The 17,385-nt window shown below is 58.7% G+C and carries 9 protein-coding genes and 1 pseudogene; 7 read left to right on the top strand and 3 right to left on the bottom strand.

The features are described from left to right. Nucleotides 1–169: 169 nt before the first annotated feature. The 7 genes and pseudogenes from rhuM (at nt 170) to NG895_RS01310 (ending at nt 8,764) form a co-directional block, all read left to right on the top strand. Nucleotides 170–304, top strand: coding sequence for a RhuM family protein (rhuM, locus tag NG895_RS01340; protein WP_252850641.1), 135 nt, complete (start codon nt 170–172; stop codon nt 302–304). A 42-nt stretch (nt 305–346) separates the two neighbouring features. Further along, nucleotides 347–532 carry a hypothetical protein gene (locus NG895_RS01335; RefSeq protein ID WP_252850640.1) on the top strand — a complete coding sequence of 62 codons (186 nt, stop codon included), beginning with the start codon at nt 347–349 and terminating at the stop codon, nt 530–532. A 110-nt stretch (nt 533–642) separates the two neighbouring features. Then, nucleotides 643–1,920: a restriction endonuclease subunit S gene (locus NG895_RS01330; protein ID WP_252850639.1), complete on the top strand. Its 1,278-nt coding sequence runs from the start codon at nt 643–645 to the stop codon at nt 1,918–1,920. Nucleotides 1,921–2,034: 114 nt separating this feature from the next. After that, entirely contained in the window at nt 2,035–2,832 is a 798-nt protein-coding gene (locus tag NG895_RS01325; RefSeq protein WP_252850638.1) for a tetratricopeptide repeat protein, read from the top strand. A gap of 8 nt (nt 2,833–2,840) precedes the next feature. Beyond that, nucleotides 2,841–3,413 (top strand): annotated as a pseudogene (locus NG895_RS01320) (type I restriction endonuclease); the annotation flags it as partial. Nucleotides 3,414–3,738: 325 nt separating this feature from the next. Then, on the top strand, nt 3,739–5,925 hold the full coding sequence (locus tag NG895_RS31020; protein WP_252850637.1) for a type I restriction endonuclease subunit R: 2,187 nt from the start codon (nt 3,739–3,741) through the stop codon (nt 5,923–5,925). A gap of 850 nt (nt 5,926–6,775) precedes the next feature. Beyond that, nucleotides 6,776–8,764 carry a right-handed parallel beta-helix repeat-containing protein gene (locus NG895_RS01310; RefSeq protein WP_252850636.1) on the top strand — a complete coding sequence of 663 codons (1,989 nt, stop codon included), beginning with the start codon at nt 6,776–6,778 and terminating at the stop codon, nt 8,762–8,764. Nucleotides 8,765–9,065: 301 nt separating this feature from the next. Here the strand turns inward: NG895_RS01310 and NG895_RS01305 are convergent, their stop codons facing one another. The 3 genes from NG895_RS01305 to NG895_RS01295 form a co-directional block, all read right to left on the bottom strand. Continuing rightward, nucleotides 9,066–10,226, bottom strand: a complete 1,161-nt coding sequence (locus NG895_RS01305) for an IS256 family transposase (RefSeq protein ID WP_252850635.1) — start codon at nt 10,224–10,226, stop codon at nt 9,066–9,068. Nucleotides 10,227–10,279: 53 nt separating this feature from the next. Continuing rightward, complete coding sequence (locus NG895_RS01300) at nt 10,280–10,939, bottom strand: hypothetical protein (protein WP_252850634.1); 660 nt, start codon at nt 10,937–10,939, stop codon at nt 10,280–10,282. A gap of 497 nt (nt 10,940–11,436) precedes the next feature. Beyond that, the gene (locus tag NG895_RS01295) at nt 11,437–17,346 is read right to left on the bottom strand and encodes a protein kinase domain-containing protein (protein ID WP_252850633.1); all 5,910 of its coding nucleotides are present in this window, start codon (nt 17,344–17,346) and stop codon (nt 11,437–11,439) included. Between the last annotated feature and the right edge of the window lie 39 nt (nt 17,347–17,385).

The raw sequence follows: 17,385 nt of genomic DNA, 5'->3' as shown, positions 1-17,385 counted from the left end.
ATCCGCCGACGATCGATCTGCGGCCGACCCCGTCGGGTGGGAGGTGGCAACAACTGCCGAACCGATTGCCATTGCTTGTTCGTCAAATCACTGGAATACTGACACTCCGTTTTCATGCTGCGGCTCCTTCCTTGAGGCTGCTAACCAAAAGAGGGAGCCGTAGCTGTTTTTGGCTATTCAGGCAATTTCAAAACACGTTCTAAGCCAGGACGAACTCTCTGAGCTCAACCGCGTTGTCACCATGTATCTCGACTACGCCGAAGACCAGGCTCGGCGGCACCAGACCATGACCATGGCCGCCTAGGTCGGCAAGTTAGACGGGTTTCTGGAGTTTAACGACCGCGCGGTGCTGAAGCACGCTGGCAAAGTTCAGAAGAAAGTCGCTGATCGGCTGGCGGTCGAACAGTTCGAACAATACGAGGCCACTCAGCGCCGCATTGAAGCAACCCAGCCCACGAGCGACTTCGACAAGTTCGTCGAGGACACAAAGAAGCTCCAGCCGCCAGAAGAGAAGGAAGACGACGGTGTTTAATACGGACAGCGAGCAGTTTGCCGAGAGTGCGAAGCTGGAAGCGGCGATCAAGTCGAACTTGGAGGGGCTTGGTTATGGGGAGTGAGAATGGCACCTGGAGCGAAGCCCTATTGGAAGATGTCGCGGAAGAGCTCATCGTTGGGCACGTGGGCTCGATGACGAGTGAGTATGTCGAAACTGGAGTGCCGTTTTTACGCAGTAAGAATGTCGACCCATTCAATATTGTGTGGGACGACATGAAATACATTAGCCGCGAATTCCACGGTAGGCTGAAGAAGTCTACGTTGTCACCAGGGGACGTAGTAATTGTTCGAACGGGGAAACCAGGCGCTGCGGCTCTCGTGCCCGACACTCTTCCTGAGGCAAACTGCTCTGATCTTGTAATCGTACGCTGTGGGCCAGAAATCGACCGACGCTTCCTAGTCTACTATTTAAATTCCGCAGCGAAGCACCATGTGCATTCACATCTAGTAGGTGCTGTACAACAGCATTTCAATGTGGGGGCAGCGCGGAAGCTTCGCATGCAGCTTCCTCCCCTCGCCGAGCAGAAGGCCATCGCCCGTATCCTGGGGACGCTGGATGAGAAGATTGAGCTGAACCGGCGGATGAACGAGACTTTGGAGGGCATCGCCCGGGCCGTGTTCAAAAGCTGGTTCGTCGACTTCGACCCGGTGCGGGCCAAACTTGACGGCCGCCAGCCCGCCGGCATGGACCCCGCCACGGCCGCCCTGTTTCCGGATGGGTTTGAGGATACAGAGCTGGGGAAGGTGCCGCGGGGGTGGAGGACATCTCCCGTGTACGATACAGCGCGTTTCATAAATGGTGCGACATTTCGTGGCGAGCACTTTTGCGAGCCTGAGGATGGACTACCGGTCATCAAAATTGCTGAATTAAAGTCAGGTATCTCTGCGCAGACGAAGTACTCCAATAGGCAGGACCTCGACCCTAAGTACCGCATAGACTCTGGCACGCTTTTGTACTCGTGGTCGGGCAGCCCAGATACTTCCCTCGATACTTTTGTTTGGTCGCTTGGTCCTGGTCTGCTTAACCAGCACATCTTCAAGATAGACGCTGATTCTGAGGCGCAGCTTCACTTTGTCTACTACATGTTAAAGTATCTGCGCCCCGCGCTAATCGAGATTGCTCGCAACAAGCAAACAACGGGGCTTGGGCATGTGACCGTTGCAGATATGCGTCGCCTCCATTTCTGCTCGCCACCTGCTACCATTCTTCATGCTTTTGATCAATGCGCTGGCCCTCTATATCGATCCTGCTATCAGAATGCGCTGCAATCCCAAACTCTCTCGGCGCTTCGCGACACGCTGTTGCCGAAACTGCTGAGCGGCGAGATTCGAGTTGGCGAGGCGGCTGAGATTGTGGGGGAGTGAATCGTTACCTATCGAAGGGAGTGAACCATCGCCAAACGACCAAGCAAAAAGAAGGCCACGCCCAAAAAGGCCACCAAACGGACCAAGGAAACCAAGCCACCCTCCGGTCCACCAATGCCGCACATGTCCGAGTCGGTACTGCAGGGCATGTTCGGCGGCGGTTCCGACCGACAATTCGACGCCCAGGAACTGGCGTTCGAAGCCATGGAGGCTATGGCTTCCGGCGACTACGAGGCGGCGGCCGCCGCCGCGACCCGGGCGGCCGAGATCGACCCCAACTGCATCGACGCGCTGCACATCCTCTCGCAGCTCGGCAGCGAGAATAAGGCCGAACTGGTCGAGAATCTCCGGCGAACCGTCGACCGGGCCGAAAAGAATTTCGGCAAGAAGTTCTTCCGCGAGAACGAGGGTATTTTCTGGGGCCTGCTGGAGACTCGGCCTTACATGCGCGTGCGGGCGGAGCTGGCCTCGTTGCTGTACGACGTGGGGGAAACCGAGGAGGCGATCGAGCACGTCGAGGAGATGTTGCGGCTGAATCCGAACGACAATCAGGGGCTCCGCTATTCGCTCTTGGGGTGGTATCTGGAGCTTGGCAACCTGAAAGGTGCGGACCACCTGCTTCTTGAGTATGCTGAGGAGGGTAGTGCGATGTTTGCCTGGGCTCGTGTGCTCGCACGAGTCTTGGACGACGACCTCGACGCAGCCACCGCAGCACTGTCCGAAGCTCGCGACGCGAACCAGTACGTCGAAGCCTACCTCGTGGGTCGCAAGCGGCTGCCCAAGCAGGGCCCCGGATACTATAGCCCAGGCGACGAGAGCGAAGCGATCGTCTGCATGGATGCTATTGGCGGAGCATGGCGTAAGCATCCTGTCGCCAAGAAATGGCTGAAGTCACAAAGCACTCGTAGCTGACAAGAACCATGCCCGACCCTCTCAACGAACACGCCCTCGAACAGCAGACCCTTCAGTGGTTCGCCGACCTCGGCTTCGAGATCACCCACGGGCAGGACATCGCCCCCGGGGAACCGGGCGCGGAGCGGGAGTCGTATGGCGACGTCGTGCTGGTGGATCGGCTACGGGAGGCGATCTATCGGCTGAATCCCGATATCCCCGAGTCGGCTCGCGAGGATGCCCTCAAACAGGTGCTGCGTCCGGCGTCACCCTCACTGGTAGTGAATAATCAAAAATTCCACGCGATGCTGCGGGATGGCGTTGAGGTGGAATACAGCCGCGCTGATGGCACCGTGAAGGGAGACCGGGTGCGGCTGGTGAGCGACGATGCGGACGAGAACGACTACCTGGCGGTCGATCAGTTCACCGTCGTGGAAGGCCAGCACAACCGTCGGCCCGACATCGTGGCGTTCATCAATGGCCTGCCGGTCGCGGTGCTGGAGCTCAAGGCCGCGCTGGACGAGGGAGCGACCATCTGGAGTGCCTTCAATCAGCTGCAGACCTACAAACTGCAGCTGCCGACGCTGTTCGCCTACAACGAGCTCTTGGTAGTCACCGATGGACTCAACGCCCGGATTGGCTCGCTGACGGCTGGTAAGGAGTGGTTCAAGCCGTGGCGGACCATCGACGGGGGCGATCCGCCGGCGGGGCTGATCGAGCTGGAACTGCTGGTCCGTGGTGTGTTCGACAAGTCGCGGGTGACGACGCTCATCAAGCACTACATCGCTTTTGAGCACGACACCGACAGCGACAGCACTTACAAGATTCTCGCCCAGTACCATCAGTTCCATGCGGTTGAGAAAGCGGCTCGAGAGACCGTAGCGGCATCCTCGGCCACCGGCCACCGGCGACCAGCGAGCAGGCGTAGTGTGGCACACCCAGGGCTCGGGCAAGAGTCTGTCGATGACGTTCTATGCCGGCCGTATCATTGGCGAGCCGGAGATGAAGAATCCCACGCTGGTGGTGCTGACCGACCGCAACGACCTGGACGATCAGCTGTTCGGTCAATTCGCCCGCTGCAGTCAGCTATTGCGGCAAGCACCCCAGCAGTCGGACAGCCGCGGCCAGCTGCAAAAGTTGCTGTCCGTGGCTTCGGGCGGAGTGGTGTTCACCACGATCCAGAAGTTCTTCCCGGCCAAAGACGAGACGGTCTATCCAAAGCTGTCGGACCGCAGAAACATCGTGGTGATGGCGGACGAAGCCCATCGCAGCCAGTACGATATGATCGACGGATTCGCGCGCCACATGCGCGACGCGCTGCCGAACGCTACATTCATCGGCTTCACCGGTACCCCGATCGAACTGGGCGACAAGAACACGCAGGCGGTCTTCGGCAACTATATCGACATCTACGACATCCAGCAGGCGGTCAAAGATAACGCGACGGTGCCGATCTACTACGAGAGTCGGCTGGTCAAGTTGGAACTCGAAGAGAGACAGCTACCAAAGATCGACGAGGAGTTTGGCCAGGTCACCGAAGGCGAGGAGGAGTCGAAACGGGAGCAGCTGAAGACCAAGTGGGCGGCGCTGGAGGCAGTGGTTGGCACCGAACGGCGGCTGAAGCTGATTGCCGAGGACCTGGTGGCCCATTGGGACAAGCGGCAGGAAGCAATGGCCGGCAAGGCGATGATCGTCTGTATGAGCCGCCGGATTTGCGTCGATCTCTACAATGCCCTGGTTGCTCTGCGGCCTGAATGGCACAGCGAGGATGACGACTCTGGAGCTCTCAAGATCATCATGACCGGTTTGGCGTCCGATCCGCTGGACTGGCAGCCACACATCCGCAGCAAGCAGCGGCGGAAGGAAATGGCAAAAGACTTCAAGAATCCCGAGCACCAGTTTCAGATCGTCATCGTCCGCGACATGTGGCTCACCGGCTTCGACGCCCCCTGCCTGACGACCATGTACGTCGACAAGCCGATGCAGGGGCACGGGCTGATGCAGGCGATTGCTCGGGTAAACCGGGTGTTTCGCGACAAGCCCGGCGGATTGGTGGTCGACTACCTGGGCATCGCCGACCAGCTCAAGAAAGCGATGCACACCTACACGCAGAGCGGTGGGCGCGGTGAGACGGCCATCGACACGGCCGAAGCTGTCGCCGCGATGCTGGAGAAGTACGAGGTCTGCTGCGACATGCTACATGGCTTTGACTGGTCCGTTTGGAAGACCGACAGCGTCGCCGACCGTTTGGCACTACTTGGGCCGGCGCAGGAGTATTTGCTGGCCGCCGACCCGGCCGATGGCAAGGAGCGATGGTGCCGGACGGTCTATGACCTATCGCGAGCGTACGCCCTCTGTCCGACGCATGCTGAGGCAGAGCGGATCCGCGAGGATGTGGCCTTTTTCCAGGCGGTGCGGTCGGCCTTCTTGAAACGGGAAAGCGGCGAGCGCGACCCGGCCGAGCTCGACCACGCCATCCGCCAGTTAGTTTCCCGGGCGGTATCTGCCGGCGACGAAGTGATCGACGTGTTCTCTGCGGCTGGGCTCGAGCGGCCGGACATCTCGATCCTCAGCGACGAATTCCTGGCCGAAGTGCGTGACATGCCGCAGCGGAACCTGGCCGTGGAACTGCTTCGCAAGCTGTTGAAAGGGGAGATCAAGACGCGCAGGCGAAAGAACGTGGTGCAATCACGTTCGTTCGCCGAGATGCTCAAGAAGGCGATCAACTCTTACCACAACCGGGCGATCACCACTCAGGAGGTCCTGGACGAGCTCATCCGGCTGGCCAAGCACATGCGAGACGCAGAGGGCCGCGGAGAGCAGTTGGGTCTCAATGACGACGAGTCGGCCTTCTACGACGCCCTGGCGGCCAACGAGAGCGCGGTGGACGTGATGGGTGACGCCCAGCTGGCCGTCATCGCCCAGGAACTGGTCGAGAAGGTGAAGGCCAACGCGTCGATCGACTGGCAACTCAAAGAGACAGTACGAGCCAAAATGCGAGTGATGGTCCGCCGTATCTTAAAGAAGTACGGCTATCCGCCGGACCTGCAAGAGAGTGCAACGCGAACCGTTCTGGAGCAAGCCGAGGTACTCTGCGGGGAGTGGGTCGGTTGAGTTAGGATTTGGGCCACCAAACGCTTATTGAGACTGCAGATGTTGGCCTCTATCCTGGCTACTTCGAACCCTTGTTGCACAGATGCCCTGCTGGACGCAACTCGTTTAGGCACAATAGTTTGCGTCAGTTTCATGCATGTCGCAAGGAACGGATTGCACGGGTGTGAGGAAGAGAACTGCAGGCGTAGTGATTTCCCCTGCGAAGGTTATGTTCAACGGTGGGCCGGAGCTATTGGGAGAGGACCCGGCGAAAAGCACCACGCGTGCAACTTCGGCGGTCGCTGCCACCTCCATCAGTTTCGGTCAGCTTCAAATTGCTTCGGGTGGTCCAGCCGCTGCGCCGTAGAGATTCTTCGAACTGCAGGCGGTAGCGCGACCGCTGCGCCGGGCGACGTTCGATCCCGTCAGATGGCGTGCACGATGCCGTTATGGCTTGGCGAGTAGACTGCAGATCGATCCGTGGGTGGGGTGGCGATTCTTAAACTTCTTCGGACTAAAGCGGTGTGAATAGGTCCGTAGCCTCTGTTTGCCAAGCTGGTGGGCGACCCGCAGAATACGTTTCGGAGATTTGCTCGTCTTCGCCATGCTCCAAGATACGGACCAGACAAACGGTTGGTTTAGCTAGCTAGAGCGGGTTTTCGACAGAGCAGTCCTGCCCCCGTTTCTGCTTGACCTGCTTATGCAGCGTTTCAAGTTCCGCCCGTCGTAAGACTGTACGCCAAATAATCACTACACGAGATTTCGTGGTCCGCGGGTCTTGGCTGCTTGGCTCGGCCGACTAAAGAAATATGCAGCATTCCTCCGATAATTACTTAATATATACTAACTCAGACAATTGGCGATCGCGCTCATGAAATGTTGGCACATCAGCCTCATCGTCCTATCTGCACTCGCGACAAATCCTGCGGCAGCCCAGATCGATTCTCGCGGATCGATTGGACATCAGTTCGGTGAAGAACCGGGTTATGAAGCAGGCTACACGCGCGGCGGAGCGTTCCTACCGTTGCTGTATGACGGCAACCACACGTGGCTGTGGTACGCTGACCTTCAATACACACTTGACAATTATGGGGATGATGCTGGCAGCGTTGGTCTTGGTGCAAGGCATTTCTTCGAGCAACGGGACCTGATTGCCGGCGTCAATGCCTACTGGGATGGTCGCGATTTCCAAAGCGACTTGATTGATCACGATGTTCACCAATACGGCTTCGGTCTGGAACTTCTCGGTCCCGTGTGGAGCAGCCGCTTCAACGTGTACTTGGATTCGAACAGTCCCGTTTCCCAGCCGTTCTCGCGTGTGACCGGCCTGAATTACCAAGCGAATAATCTGGCGGTGACGCAACAAACGGGTGACCTGCTGCTGGATTCAATGCAAGGTGGCGACTTCGAGGTCGCCAGAAGGTTGAGGTCACTGCCCGTCGAACTCGGCCTCGGATTCTATCATCTTCAGGCGGAGGGTGGCGACGCGAACCACGCTTGGGGACCCATGGGACGAGTTCAAGGTTGGTTGACACCACAGCTTGAAGCGTACGCGGCGATTCGCAACGATCGGGTGTTCGGTACGACAACTTCCACCGGATTGGTTTGGTACTTCGGCGGCGCATCGCCTTCGGGCCAATCGCGATGCGAGCGAATGGCAGTGCCTGTCCGGCGGCAGTACAACGTACCGGTTACAACGCTTGAAGCAAACGTCGTCAATTCAACGGAACTTGCCCGCGATTCGGTGTCTGGAAACGTACTGACTTTCACGCACGTGCAAACGGGTGCAAGCGGAAACGGAACCGCCGAAACACCGTACGGAACGTTGGCGGCAGCTAGCAACGCGGGCACCGATGTCGTGCTGGTCCAACCAGGGCTCTACGTGGGCGACAGCATCATTCTCTCGCCCGGCACCCGACTGTTGGCGGCAAGCAGGTCCCATTCACTCAGCACTCAGTTCGGTACGCTTGCAATGCCGTTGACGGGGCTGGGAGGCGTAACCGAGATTCTCTATGCTCCTAATCCTGGCGCCGCGATTGCGTTGGCAAACAATACGGAAGTGTCTGGATTTACGATCACGGATCCGTTTGAAGGGATTGTTGGCGCAAACATCACAGGCATCAATCTCAACCACAACGTCGTCAATGGGGCTAGTAGCCGAGCCATCGAGTTGCTTAGCGTCAGTGGCGATATCGTAAACAACTCAGTAACCGGCGGGCTCGTCGGGCTGCGTATCTCCTCTTTCAATGGCGGAACAATAAGTAACAACATCTTTTCACGTAATGCTGATGGTCTGATCGTGGCGACCCTGAACGCCGGAACGATCTCCGATAACATTGCGAACGGAAACAGCGGGGCGGGGATGTTCGTCCAAAACATGAATGGCGGACAACTAACGGGCAACACAGCCAATGACAATGGAGGTCGAGGGTATAGTTTTTCCCAGGTTGCCGGTGGATCGATCGCCGACAACACTGCCGATGGCAATACGGATTCGGGATTTCAAATTGCCCAGCTCACCGGAGGATCGTTCAGGGGTAATGTGGCAAGAAACAATCTTGAGAGCGGATTGTTCCTGGGCGCAACTACAGGGACAGGCACGGTCAGCAATAACGTGTTCGACGGGAATGGCACGAACGGAATGCAACTCCTGCAAGGTCTGGGTGGTGTGATCTCGAATAACACGTCCAGCGGCAATGACATCGGCTACGAGCTGAACTTTACAGCCGGCAGCACGACAGCGCTCACCACCAACAGTGCAACGAACAACACGACGTCGGGCTATTCCGTCACCGGGACGCCCGGCTCCGGAGCGGGGACGAATACCGGCAACGCCAACGGCTCAAACGACACGTATTAACGCTAAGGTTCCCGCTCGCGAGCAGTGTGGCGCACGGAAGTTCATTCCTGCCACGCGCGGCCGACCGACGAAGAATCGCCTGAAAGGACGTTGGCGTAACCAGATGCGAACCCAATTCAAGAAGCAAAAATTTGGCCAACGGTGGCAAGTGGAAACCGTCAACAGTATGATCCGGTAAACCATGGGTTCGGGGTAGCGTCTGTCAACCTGCGCACATTTGATTTTAGGTTTAGCCCTGCTGGTAGGTCCGCTGTTAACTTCGTAGCGGCGCAGCTGCGGAGAAGTTAACAGCGGGCGCGGCCTACGAGGCCCCTCCGCTGGTCTCCTGCAATCGCTCCATGTCGAGGTACTTTCGGGTGCCCCACTTGGTGCCGGCAACGTGCCGCAGCCTGGCGGCCACCAGCATCAAGGCACTGTTCCCGTCGGGGAATGCGCCTACCACGCGAGTCCGCCGACGGATCTCACGCATCAGTCGCTCCAACGCGTTGTTCGTGCGAATCCGTGTCCAGTGTTCGCGAGGATAGGCCATGTACCGCAGCGTCTCGCTGACGCCTTCTTCAACGGTCTTGGCAGCCTTCTGGAGCTTCAGTGCTCGCAACTTCTCCACGACATCGATGGCCTTCTTCTCGGCCGCCTCGCGATCTTCCTGGGCATGGATCGCCTTGAGCATCGCCATCACTTCTTTCATCCGGTGCCGAGGAACTTCGGAACCGACGTTGCGGTACCAGTGCACCACGCACCGTTGCCAGTCTGCTTCGGGATAGAACTCGGCCAAGGCTTCTACCAGCCCTAAGCATTTATCACTGGTCACCAAGCGAACTCCCTTGAGCCCTCGCTCCTTCAGGTGCCGGAGGAACTTCCGCCAGCTCTCGGTGTCTTCCTTGGCTCCTTCACACACACCCAGCACCTGGCGATAGCCGTCCTCGTCGACGCCAATGGCAACCAGCACCGCCACGTTCTTCACTTCCCCGCCCCACGAACGTTTCAGCCAGATCCCATCCAGCGCCACGTAGGCGAACTGGCCCTCAATCGGCTGGTTTCGCCACGCTTCAATCCGCTCGTAAAGCTGCTGATTCAGCTCACTCACCGTGCTCGGTGAAACTCGTGTTCCCCATAATGCTTCGGTGATGTCTTCCACCCGGCGAACGCTCACTCCAGCCAGGTACATCTCCATCAAGGCTTCTTCGACCGACGACTCGCGTCGTCGGTAGCGTTCGATGATCTGCGTCTCGAACGGCAGACTCCGTAGACGAGGGACCTTGAGCTTCACCGGGCCCGCCTTCGTCTGCAGCCCACGATCGTAGCTTCCGGCTCGCGTATCCAAGCGGTCCGGGCTTCGCTCGTACCGCTTCGCACCGCACAGCTCGTCCGCTTCGGCCTCCAAGAGACCATTAAGCGTCTCTTCGACGCTCCGACGAACTACCGCACCTTCTGGTTCTTGCCGATGCCGGGTGTCACTCAAATAAGACGAGCGGCCTCTCGTTCCGGAAGCCGCTCGTGGGTTTGAGAAGTCATTCAGGCGGATCGGCGACGGAGAAAGGCGACGGCACCCAACAGGACAGCAAAAACAGTGGCTGAGGCCGGCTCGGGGACGGCCGTGGCAGCAAAGGCCGCTTCGCCGAAGGCGGTAAGAGAAATGCCGTTGTTGGCGGTGATTTGCATCCTCACGAATGACGCGGAAGTCGGGGCGAACGTAAAGACATCCGGCGAGACCGTAAAAACGTCGCCGGTGTTCGGGTCGGCTGAAAAGCTGCCAAGGTTCGTCGCACTATTGAACGCCGAATTGTTGGCTGCAAAGAGCGTGAAATCAATGATATTCGAGCCGGCGTCCTGGCCGACGTTCCACAGCGCAAAAGAACTGATCGTGTACGTCCCGCCCAAGTCGAAGTCGAAGTTCCCGGTTGGGTTAACGGATTCCCAAGTATTACGGCTGGGAGCGCTGTCGTGTGTCGGGTTGCTGGCGATATAAGCGTCGAAATCCGTGACTAACGACGTATAGCTTGTGCTCAAACCGGACTGGTCGATCACGTTGGTCGTGGAGAAAGCCCCGTTACTGTCCGTTCCCATGTCAGTGGAGGCGCCGACGGGCTGGAGGACAATAGACGCGTGTGCCGTCGTGGCCGCGAAGGCGAAGGCGGTCACCGCGAGTGAGGTGGCAAGGTGATTCAGGTGCATGGCATTCTCTCGAAGTGGTGATGGCATTAGCGATACATCAATTACAAGGTAGGGTTCGGGTATTTTCGCTTCCTCTAAGCTATACCTAAAACAGTTGATTTTCCATGGAACGGCAGCGACTAAGGCCACCTCGTCCGGAAGAGCGCGATGGGTGTTGCAATGCAGTGGTTCGCAATTGTAGTCAGAAACCCGCAAAAGTGCAAATTTGTGGTCATCCCATGAATTGCCGTCGGTAGGCACACCTCGCTCAATTCAACGATTGGCCATCTGAGCGAGGTTGCATCGTCCGCCAGCTCGAAGGAGCTTTTCCAAGGCGCGGAGGTGTCAAATCTCGGAGGAGACCGCTGCGCGTTAGCTTCGCGCGCAACTCCGGTCGGTTGGTCCAGCCGACAGCACGAAGCAAAGCCACTAAGTGCTGGAGGTCGTCTCCACCGACGTTAGTTCGGTCATTCACCATTGACTGAAGGGCTGCGGAACCCGAAGCGGGGCGATCATCGCTATGGTTTCACGCCACCGTGGACCTTCGCCTCGGCCTCGCGGAGCAGGATGCGGGCGATCAGTTGGTCCTGGTTGTTCTCACTTTCGTACCAGCTGTGGCGTGAGACAATCTGCGAGAGTTCCTCCAAGGCGCGGACGGCTTCGTCGTGTTTGCCGAGATCCTGTTGGGCCATGGCGATCGTCGCCAGGTTCATCGCATGCCCCAACTCAACTTTCGTCTCGAATCGATCCGAATGTTCCGCATACTCGACGGCGTGTGCGGCGTCGCCGGTGCGATAAGCCGCCAGGGCACGGGTGCTCCAGATCCACGGGGGGAACCAGTCAGACGGAGCCCAGTCATTTTCTACAGATTTAGCAAGACTGCCGAGAGGAAGTTTCAACGCGTCGATCCCTTCAGGCGTCAGCAGGCAGGCATGGCAAACTCGTTGCACGGTCAAAGGACTCTCCGAGCCATCATACGTCTGGGTCATCCAGTGGCAGAAGTCAGAGTAAGCTGCTTGATCGCCGGCGAGTACCCGTACGGCGGCAACTTGTAGGCATGTGACATCCCCCCCCTCCATCTGCTTCGAATTCTCCGCCTGCTGGTCGAGCAGGAGTTGTCCCAGTTGAGCGGCGATTGGCCACATTTGTGCCTGCTGGAAGCGCTGGAACTCAGTATCCAGCAAATCGGATTGGAGTTCGGCGGCCCGTAGCCAATCGGCCTTGGCCAGATCCGATTGCCCCAGCCTTGCGTGGGCTGCAGCGCGCTTGGCCAGCAGATCTGCGTCCTCGGTTTCCGGCGTGATGCGGGAGTCGTAGAAAGCAATTGCCTGCTGGTACTGTCCGGCCAAAAGCTGCAGTTCGCCGATTGCGTCTCCCACTTCCGGATGGTCCTGCAAGAGTTTGTTCAGCGCCGGCGTATCGCCCGCGAGATAGTAGGCCCAAGCCAGTTTCTTCCACGGATCGCTTTCTTGCTTAGCGGCGATGCGGGCCTTCGCAAACGGGAAGGCATTGGGGTCAGCGCTGACCGAAAGCCTGAAGCGGCCCAGATTCTGTTGCGGCCAGTCCTCATTGTCCGAGAACTGCATCCGGAACTTCGTTCGGACACCTTGCCGGAAATCGACCGGTTCTTGAAGAAGATAGGTCGCCGTGAGTGGCTGCGATACGCCGCCACTGATGTTCCAGGTTGTCGGGGTGATGGGAATTCGAGTTGGAGGATTGGCCACAGCTTGCCGCAAGGACACAGGCACTTCTTCGCCGCCCGGCGTCTGCAAACTCACCTCCCAGTTGGCCATGTCGAAATTCCCTAGATCCCGTTCAGGATCTCGTCCAGGACCGCGATTGGGGAGTGAGTCATCAGGTAGCGCCTCCAGTCGAATCGCGGTCACTTGCATTGGGTCGGCCTCGGCAACGATCGTGTAGGCATCGCCCGTTGTATTTGTGCCACTCGCCAGGATCGATCCATCGGCCAGGCGCGTCAGTGTCGCCCTGCCTGCAGATTCCATCTCCGTTGGCTCCAGCACAGTCCAGTTCTCGCTACTTTGAGCTAACAACACCTCGGCTAACAGCTTGGCCGCGGCTTCGTTCGGGCCGACGTTAAAGACGTGTTTTAAGTCGTCATGGGCCAACTCGAGTTGCCCCGTCGCCAAGTACCCGGCGGCGCGGGCGGTCAGCAACGTAACATCCTCTGGAGAATCCTCGATCAGCCTGCTGTAGGCGGCAATGGCCTGATTCCACCGTCCATATTCGGCGTTCAGCTTGGCTAATTCGAGAGCTTTCTCTGGATGATCGACGATCAGCCGATTCAACCCTATGTCATTGCCCTGCAGTTGGTAAGCGGACGCCAGTCGCTTCCATGCATCGGTCTCGCGCATCGCAGCGAAGCGAACCGACTCGCGCTGGAACGCATTGACATCGCTGGTTACAGACAACCGGAACCGCCCCAGAGAAGTCCCTATATAGTCTTGGAGCGTGACAACGAGTTCTTGCGATTCCTTGATGGACAGCGGCGTCTCCAGACGGAAGACCCCCGCGTTCCACTCGCCCCAGCGGTCCCAGACATTCCACTGGGTCCACTCGTCGCTATCGATTGCCCGTCCAACTTTGCGATTCTCCGGCGCGTACGAAGCCACTGCGTCTATGAGATCAATCGGCGTCTCTTCACCATTTACATCTCGCATGAACAATCGAATTTCCTTTATTTGAGTGTTGCCAAAGTTGGGGAAATGATCGCCCCTTCCGGGCCCGCAATTGGGCAAAGAGGTGTCGGGGATGAGTTCCAGGCGGATGGCGGTGATCGATTCGAGTTGCGGCTTTGCCACGAAACGATACGGGTCCAGTTGAGCGCCAAGACGTCGACCGGCCATGATCGAGCCGTCCGGCAGCCGCGTCAGCGTGGTGCCGCCGGCGCCTTGCATATCAACGGGGTCGAGGATTTGCCACTGCGTCACCTCTGGCTGCAGTAGCATGTCAGCGAGGTCGAATGCCGCGTTTTTGTCTTTCGGATGGGCAAGCTGCTCCTGCTCGCAATCCAGCAACATCTGCGCACGCGCGTTGGACAATTGGAACTCATCGCTCTCGTCTCCCGGAGTCGCCAACAGGGCCAGTTGAACTTGCCTGTTATCGGGGCGTGCTTCGGCGAATCTCTTGAGTAGATCCGGGAATAATTGAAGTCTCGCCAGCACCCTGGTTTTTTGATCGCGATTTTCTGCCAAGCGAAACCACTCGTTGAAGTCGGTCAACGAAGTGAACCGTTTTCCACTCGCGGCGCGTTGGAGCCCGCGATCCCGTAGGGCATCGCGGAGCAGGGAGCGAGTCCGTGCATAAGATGGATTAACCTCCAGTGCCTTTTGCAGCTGTTCGATGGCTTCGTCTTGCCTTCCATTAATCTGCAGGTAGATGGCGAAGTTGGTCCTAACCACGGGATTTTCGGGATCTATCTCAATCGCCAGGCGGTATTCGAGTTCCGCCTCGGCGAATTGCCCATTATCTCCAAGTGCGATCGCCAGTACATTCCGCGCACCGAGAGATCGCGGCTTGAGTTCGACCGCCTTGCGGCCCGCGGAGACCGCGTCCACGTACTTCCCCTGCTTGTACTGGCTGAAGCTCAAGCCGATATGCAAGTCAGCGTTTAACGGCTCGATCTCGACGGCTTTGCGGTACACTTCTTCGGCTTCCCCCCACTTGTTGTCATTTTTTAGAATATCGGCGATAACCTGGCGAGGCGGGATGTAAGTTGGATCGAGGTCGATGGCCTTTCGGAACTCCGAGGCTGCCAGGTCATGTTTACCCCGGCCGTACAGGGCCTGTCCGATGTTAGTCACAGCGACAGCCGAGCTTGGATCGAGTTCCAAGGCGCGGCGGGCGACAACCTCCGCTTCCTCGTACCGCCTCACTCTTGCTAAGTTGGCGCACAAACCGATCAGGGCGCCGGCACTCTGTGGGCGCAGAGCAACAGCGGCGCGGGCGTAACCAAGACCTTCGGCAGTGCCGCCCTGTTCGACCAGACTGCGGCCCAATTCGTAGTTCAGCCAAAAATCCCCTGGGTGCTGTTGCTGGGCCTTGAGTAGCACGCGGACGGAGTCTTCCAACAACTCCGCTTCGCGTAGCGCCGCCCCCAGCCAGGCAATCAGTGAGGGAGACTGCCCGCTGATGTCGTCTTTGACCGACAGCTCTTTGAGACGCTCGGTTTTCCCTGCAGCCAGCGCAGTCCGCAACTGCTTTCTCCAATCACTAGGGTCGGCCGCACTGGCGATTTCCAAGAGTCTTTCGCGGGTAATTCCCGTGGCGCCACGGTCCGCCGATGGTGTGGCGCCCTCGGCAACCGCTTCCGGCAGCACCCGCGCCCAGTTGTCGAGGGCGGACAGAAGGCTCTCGCGAATGGCCGATGCGCGAATTAACTTCGCAGCGTGGGTCGTGGTCAACGAGGCGAAGTCAAAACCTGATCGGCGAAACGCTTGCTCGTACAACTTGGCGGCCGAGCCCATGTCGAAGGAGCGATACTGCTTCAGCGGGTTTCCAGGGTGCGTCGACTCGTCCAGCTCCGACTGCTCTGCTTGTGCTAAAGGCTCGCCGTCGGTACCAAGTTGCTGTCGAGCGCGGGGATTCAGATTCTCAGCCGCGGAGATATCGCTGACATTACCGCCGGCCTGACTGAGGCGGATCAAATCGAGTTCTTCGAGCAACGCCTGGTTCTTCCGAGTTTGCTCCGCCAGGCTTTGCAGGCTATTGGCGCTGGACGTGAGCTCGCTGAACAGTTGATTCGCACGTGTTCGAATGGCTGGGTCCATGTCCTCCTGCTCAGCCAGTTCCGCCGCCTGTTTTGCACTGAGGACTGCCTTATCGATCGCGGCAAGTTGATCGCCCAACTCGCCCACATTGGCTTGATTCTGATGCACGAGTGCAGCGTTCAGGGCGCTGTTGATTTTGGAAGTCGCAGCTTCGCGGCGCTCCATGGCCTCGATTTCTATGCTCCTCCAGGCTGCGGCGCCGATTCCCAAGGACAGTAGCACCGTCGCTGCCAGGGCGAGTTGGACGCGACGCCGTTTGCGTTCTTCCACTACCCGGGCCGCTTCGGCTGCTCGCTGCATCTCCGTTTCGTGCAGCTTGCATTCGACCGACTCCAAGTATCGCGTGACGCGTCCTGCCAGCACTCCCGCGTTGCGCGGTCGGTCCGCCGGCTCCAGTTCCAGGCATTGCTTGGTAAGTGCGATCAGATCCTCGTCGGCCCCGCACGCATCAAGCCGCTCGAAACATTCGTTCAGCTTTCCGCGCGAAGCCATCCGATAGACCTGCGTGCCATCGTCGGCCACATAGGCGGGCTTACCCGTGAGAATCTCACACAGAATGGCGCCCAGCGCAAACACGTCGGCTCGCTCGTCGAGGTGGTCGATTTCACCTAACGCTTGTTCCGGTGGCATGTAGGCGGGGGTGCCCATCACGCTGCCCATCTGCGTGTGCGAACCGACCGCGCCAAAGGTGCCCGGCGTATCGCTGCCTATGCTCCGTAGCGTTTGAATAATGCTGGTGCCCATGTGCGTGTCGCGGGCCTTCTTTTCGTCCGCCACGCCGCCGGCCGAGAGCACCTTGGCCAGGCCCCAGTCCATCACCTGCACTTCACCGAACGCTCCGACCATGATATTGGCGGGCTTCAGATCGCGATGGATCACGCCCCGCGAGTGCGCATAGGCCATCGTCTGACAGACTTGCTCGAAGATCCCTAGCAATTTGGCGCGATCGTCGGTCGGCTGCTCGCGTTCAGCCAGCAGTTTGGAGAGGGTCTCGCCCTTGACGAGCTTCATGCTGAAGAAGGGCCGCTCGTCGGCAAACTGCCCGAGCTCATACACCGGGACGATGCCCGGATGCTGCAGTTGCCCGCCGATCTGGGCTTCTTCGACAAAACGCTGGATCACCTGTGGCTTGGTTTTGTGTTCATCCAGCAGGACCTTGATTGCCAGGTCGCGCCCCAAATCGGTGTCGCGGCCTTTGAGAATCGCTCCCATGCCACCCCGGGCGATCTCGCCCTGCAACTGATACCGGCGGTCGTCGTGCTGGACTGGCAGTTCGGAGGAAGTCGGCCGCTGGATCGGTTCGGGGCCTTCCGCCTTCGGTTCCCGCAGCACCACGCGCGAAAGATTGACTGTCGCGCCTAAATTCTTGAACACACTGTGACCGGCGCGGCCAATCACAACGACTTCTCCGTCGGCAAACGCCGGAGCCAACCCGGCGTCCAGCGCGTCGGCCAGTTGGGCGGGCGGCTGTTCCAGGAAGCCGCCGGCCTCTTTGTGCGCCGCCAGCATTCGGTCAACTTCTTCCCGCAACTCTGGATTCCCGACACAAGCCTCCTCCAGATAAGCGTCTCTCTGCTCAGCGGAAGGGAAGGCTAACGCCTCCATGAACACGGAGTCGAGATTGCGGTGCAGGTCTGCCATTGAGTCCTCCACTTTCGTCAAATACAGCAGGGGTCCAAA

The organism is Aeoliella straminimaris (assembly GCF_024054565.1).
Lineage (GTDB): Bacteria > Planctomycetota > Planctomycetia > Pirellulales > Lacipirellulaceae > Aeoliella > Aeoliella straminimaris.
This window is presented reverse-complemented; position numbering and strand designations above follow the sequence as displayed.

What these genes read in the sequence shown, in the direction of transcription:
- NG895_RS01325 (WP_252850638.1), top strand. Translation starts at nt 2,035, where the DNA reads ATGCCGCACATGTCCGAGTCGGTACTGCAGGGCATGTTCGGCGGCGGT.
- NG895_RS01310 (WP_252850636.1), top strand. Translation starts at nt 6,776, where the DNA reads ATGAAATGTTGGCACATCAGCCTCATCGTCCTATCTGCACTCGCGACA.
- NG895_RS01300 (WP_252850634.1), bottom strand. Translation starts at nt 10,939, where the DNA reads ATGCACCTGAATCACCTTGCCACCTCACTCGCGGTGACCGCCTTCGCC.
- NG895_RS01295 (WP_252850633.1), bottom strand. Translation starts at nt 17,346, where the DNA reads ATGGCAGACCTGCACCGCAATCTCGACTCCGTGTTCATGGAGGCGTTA.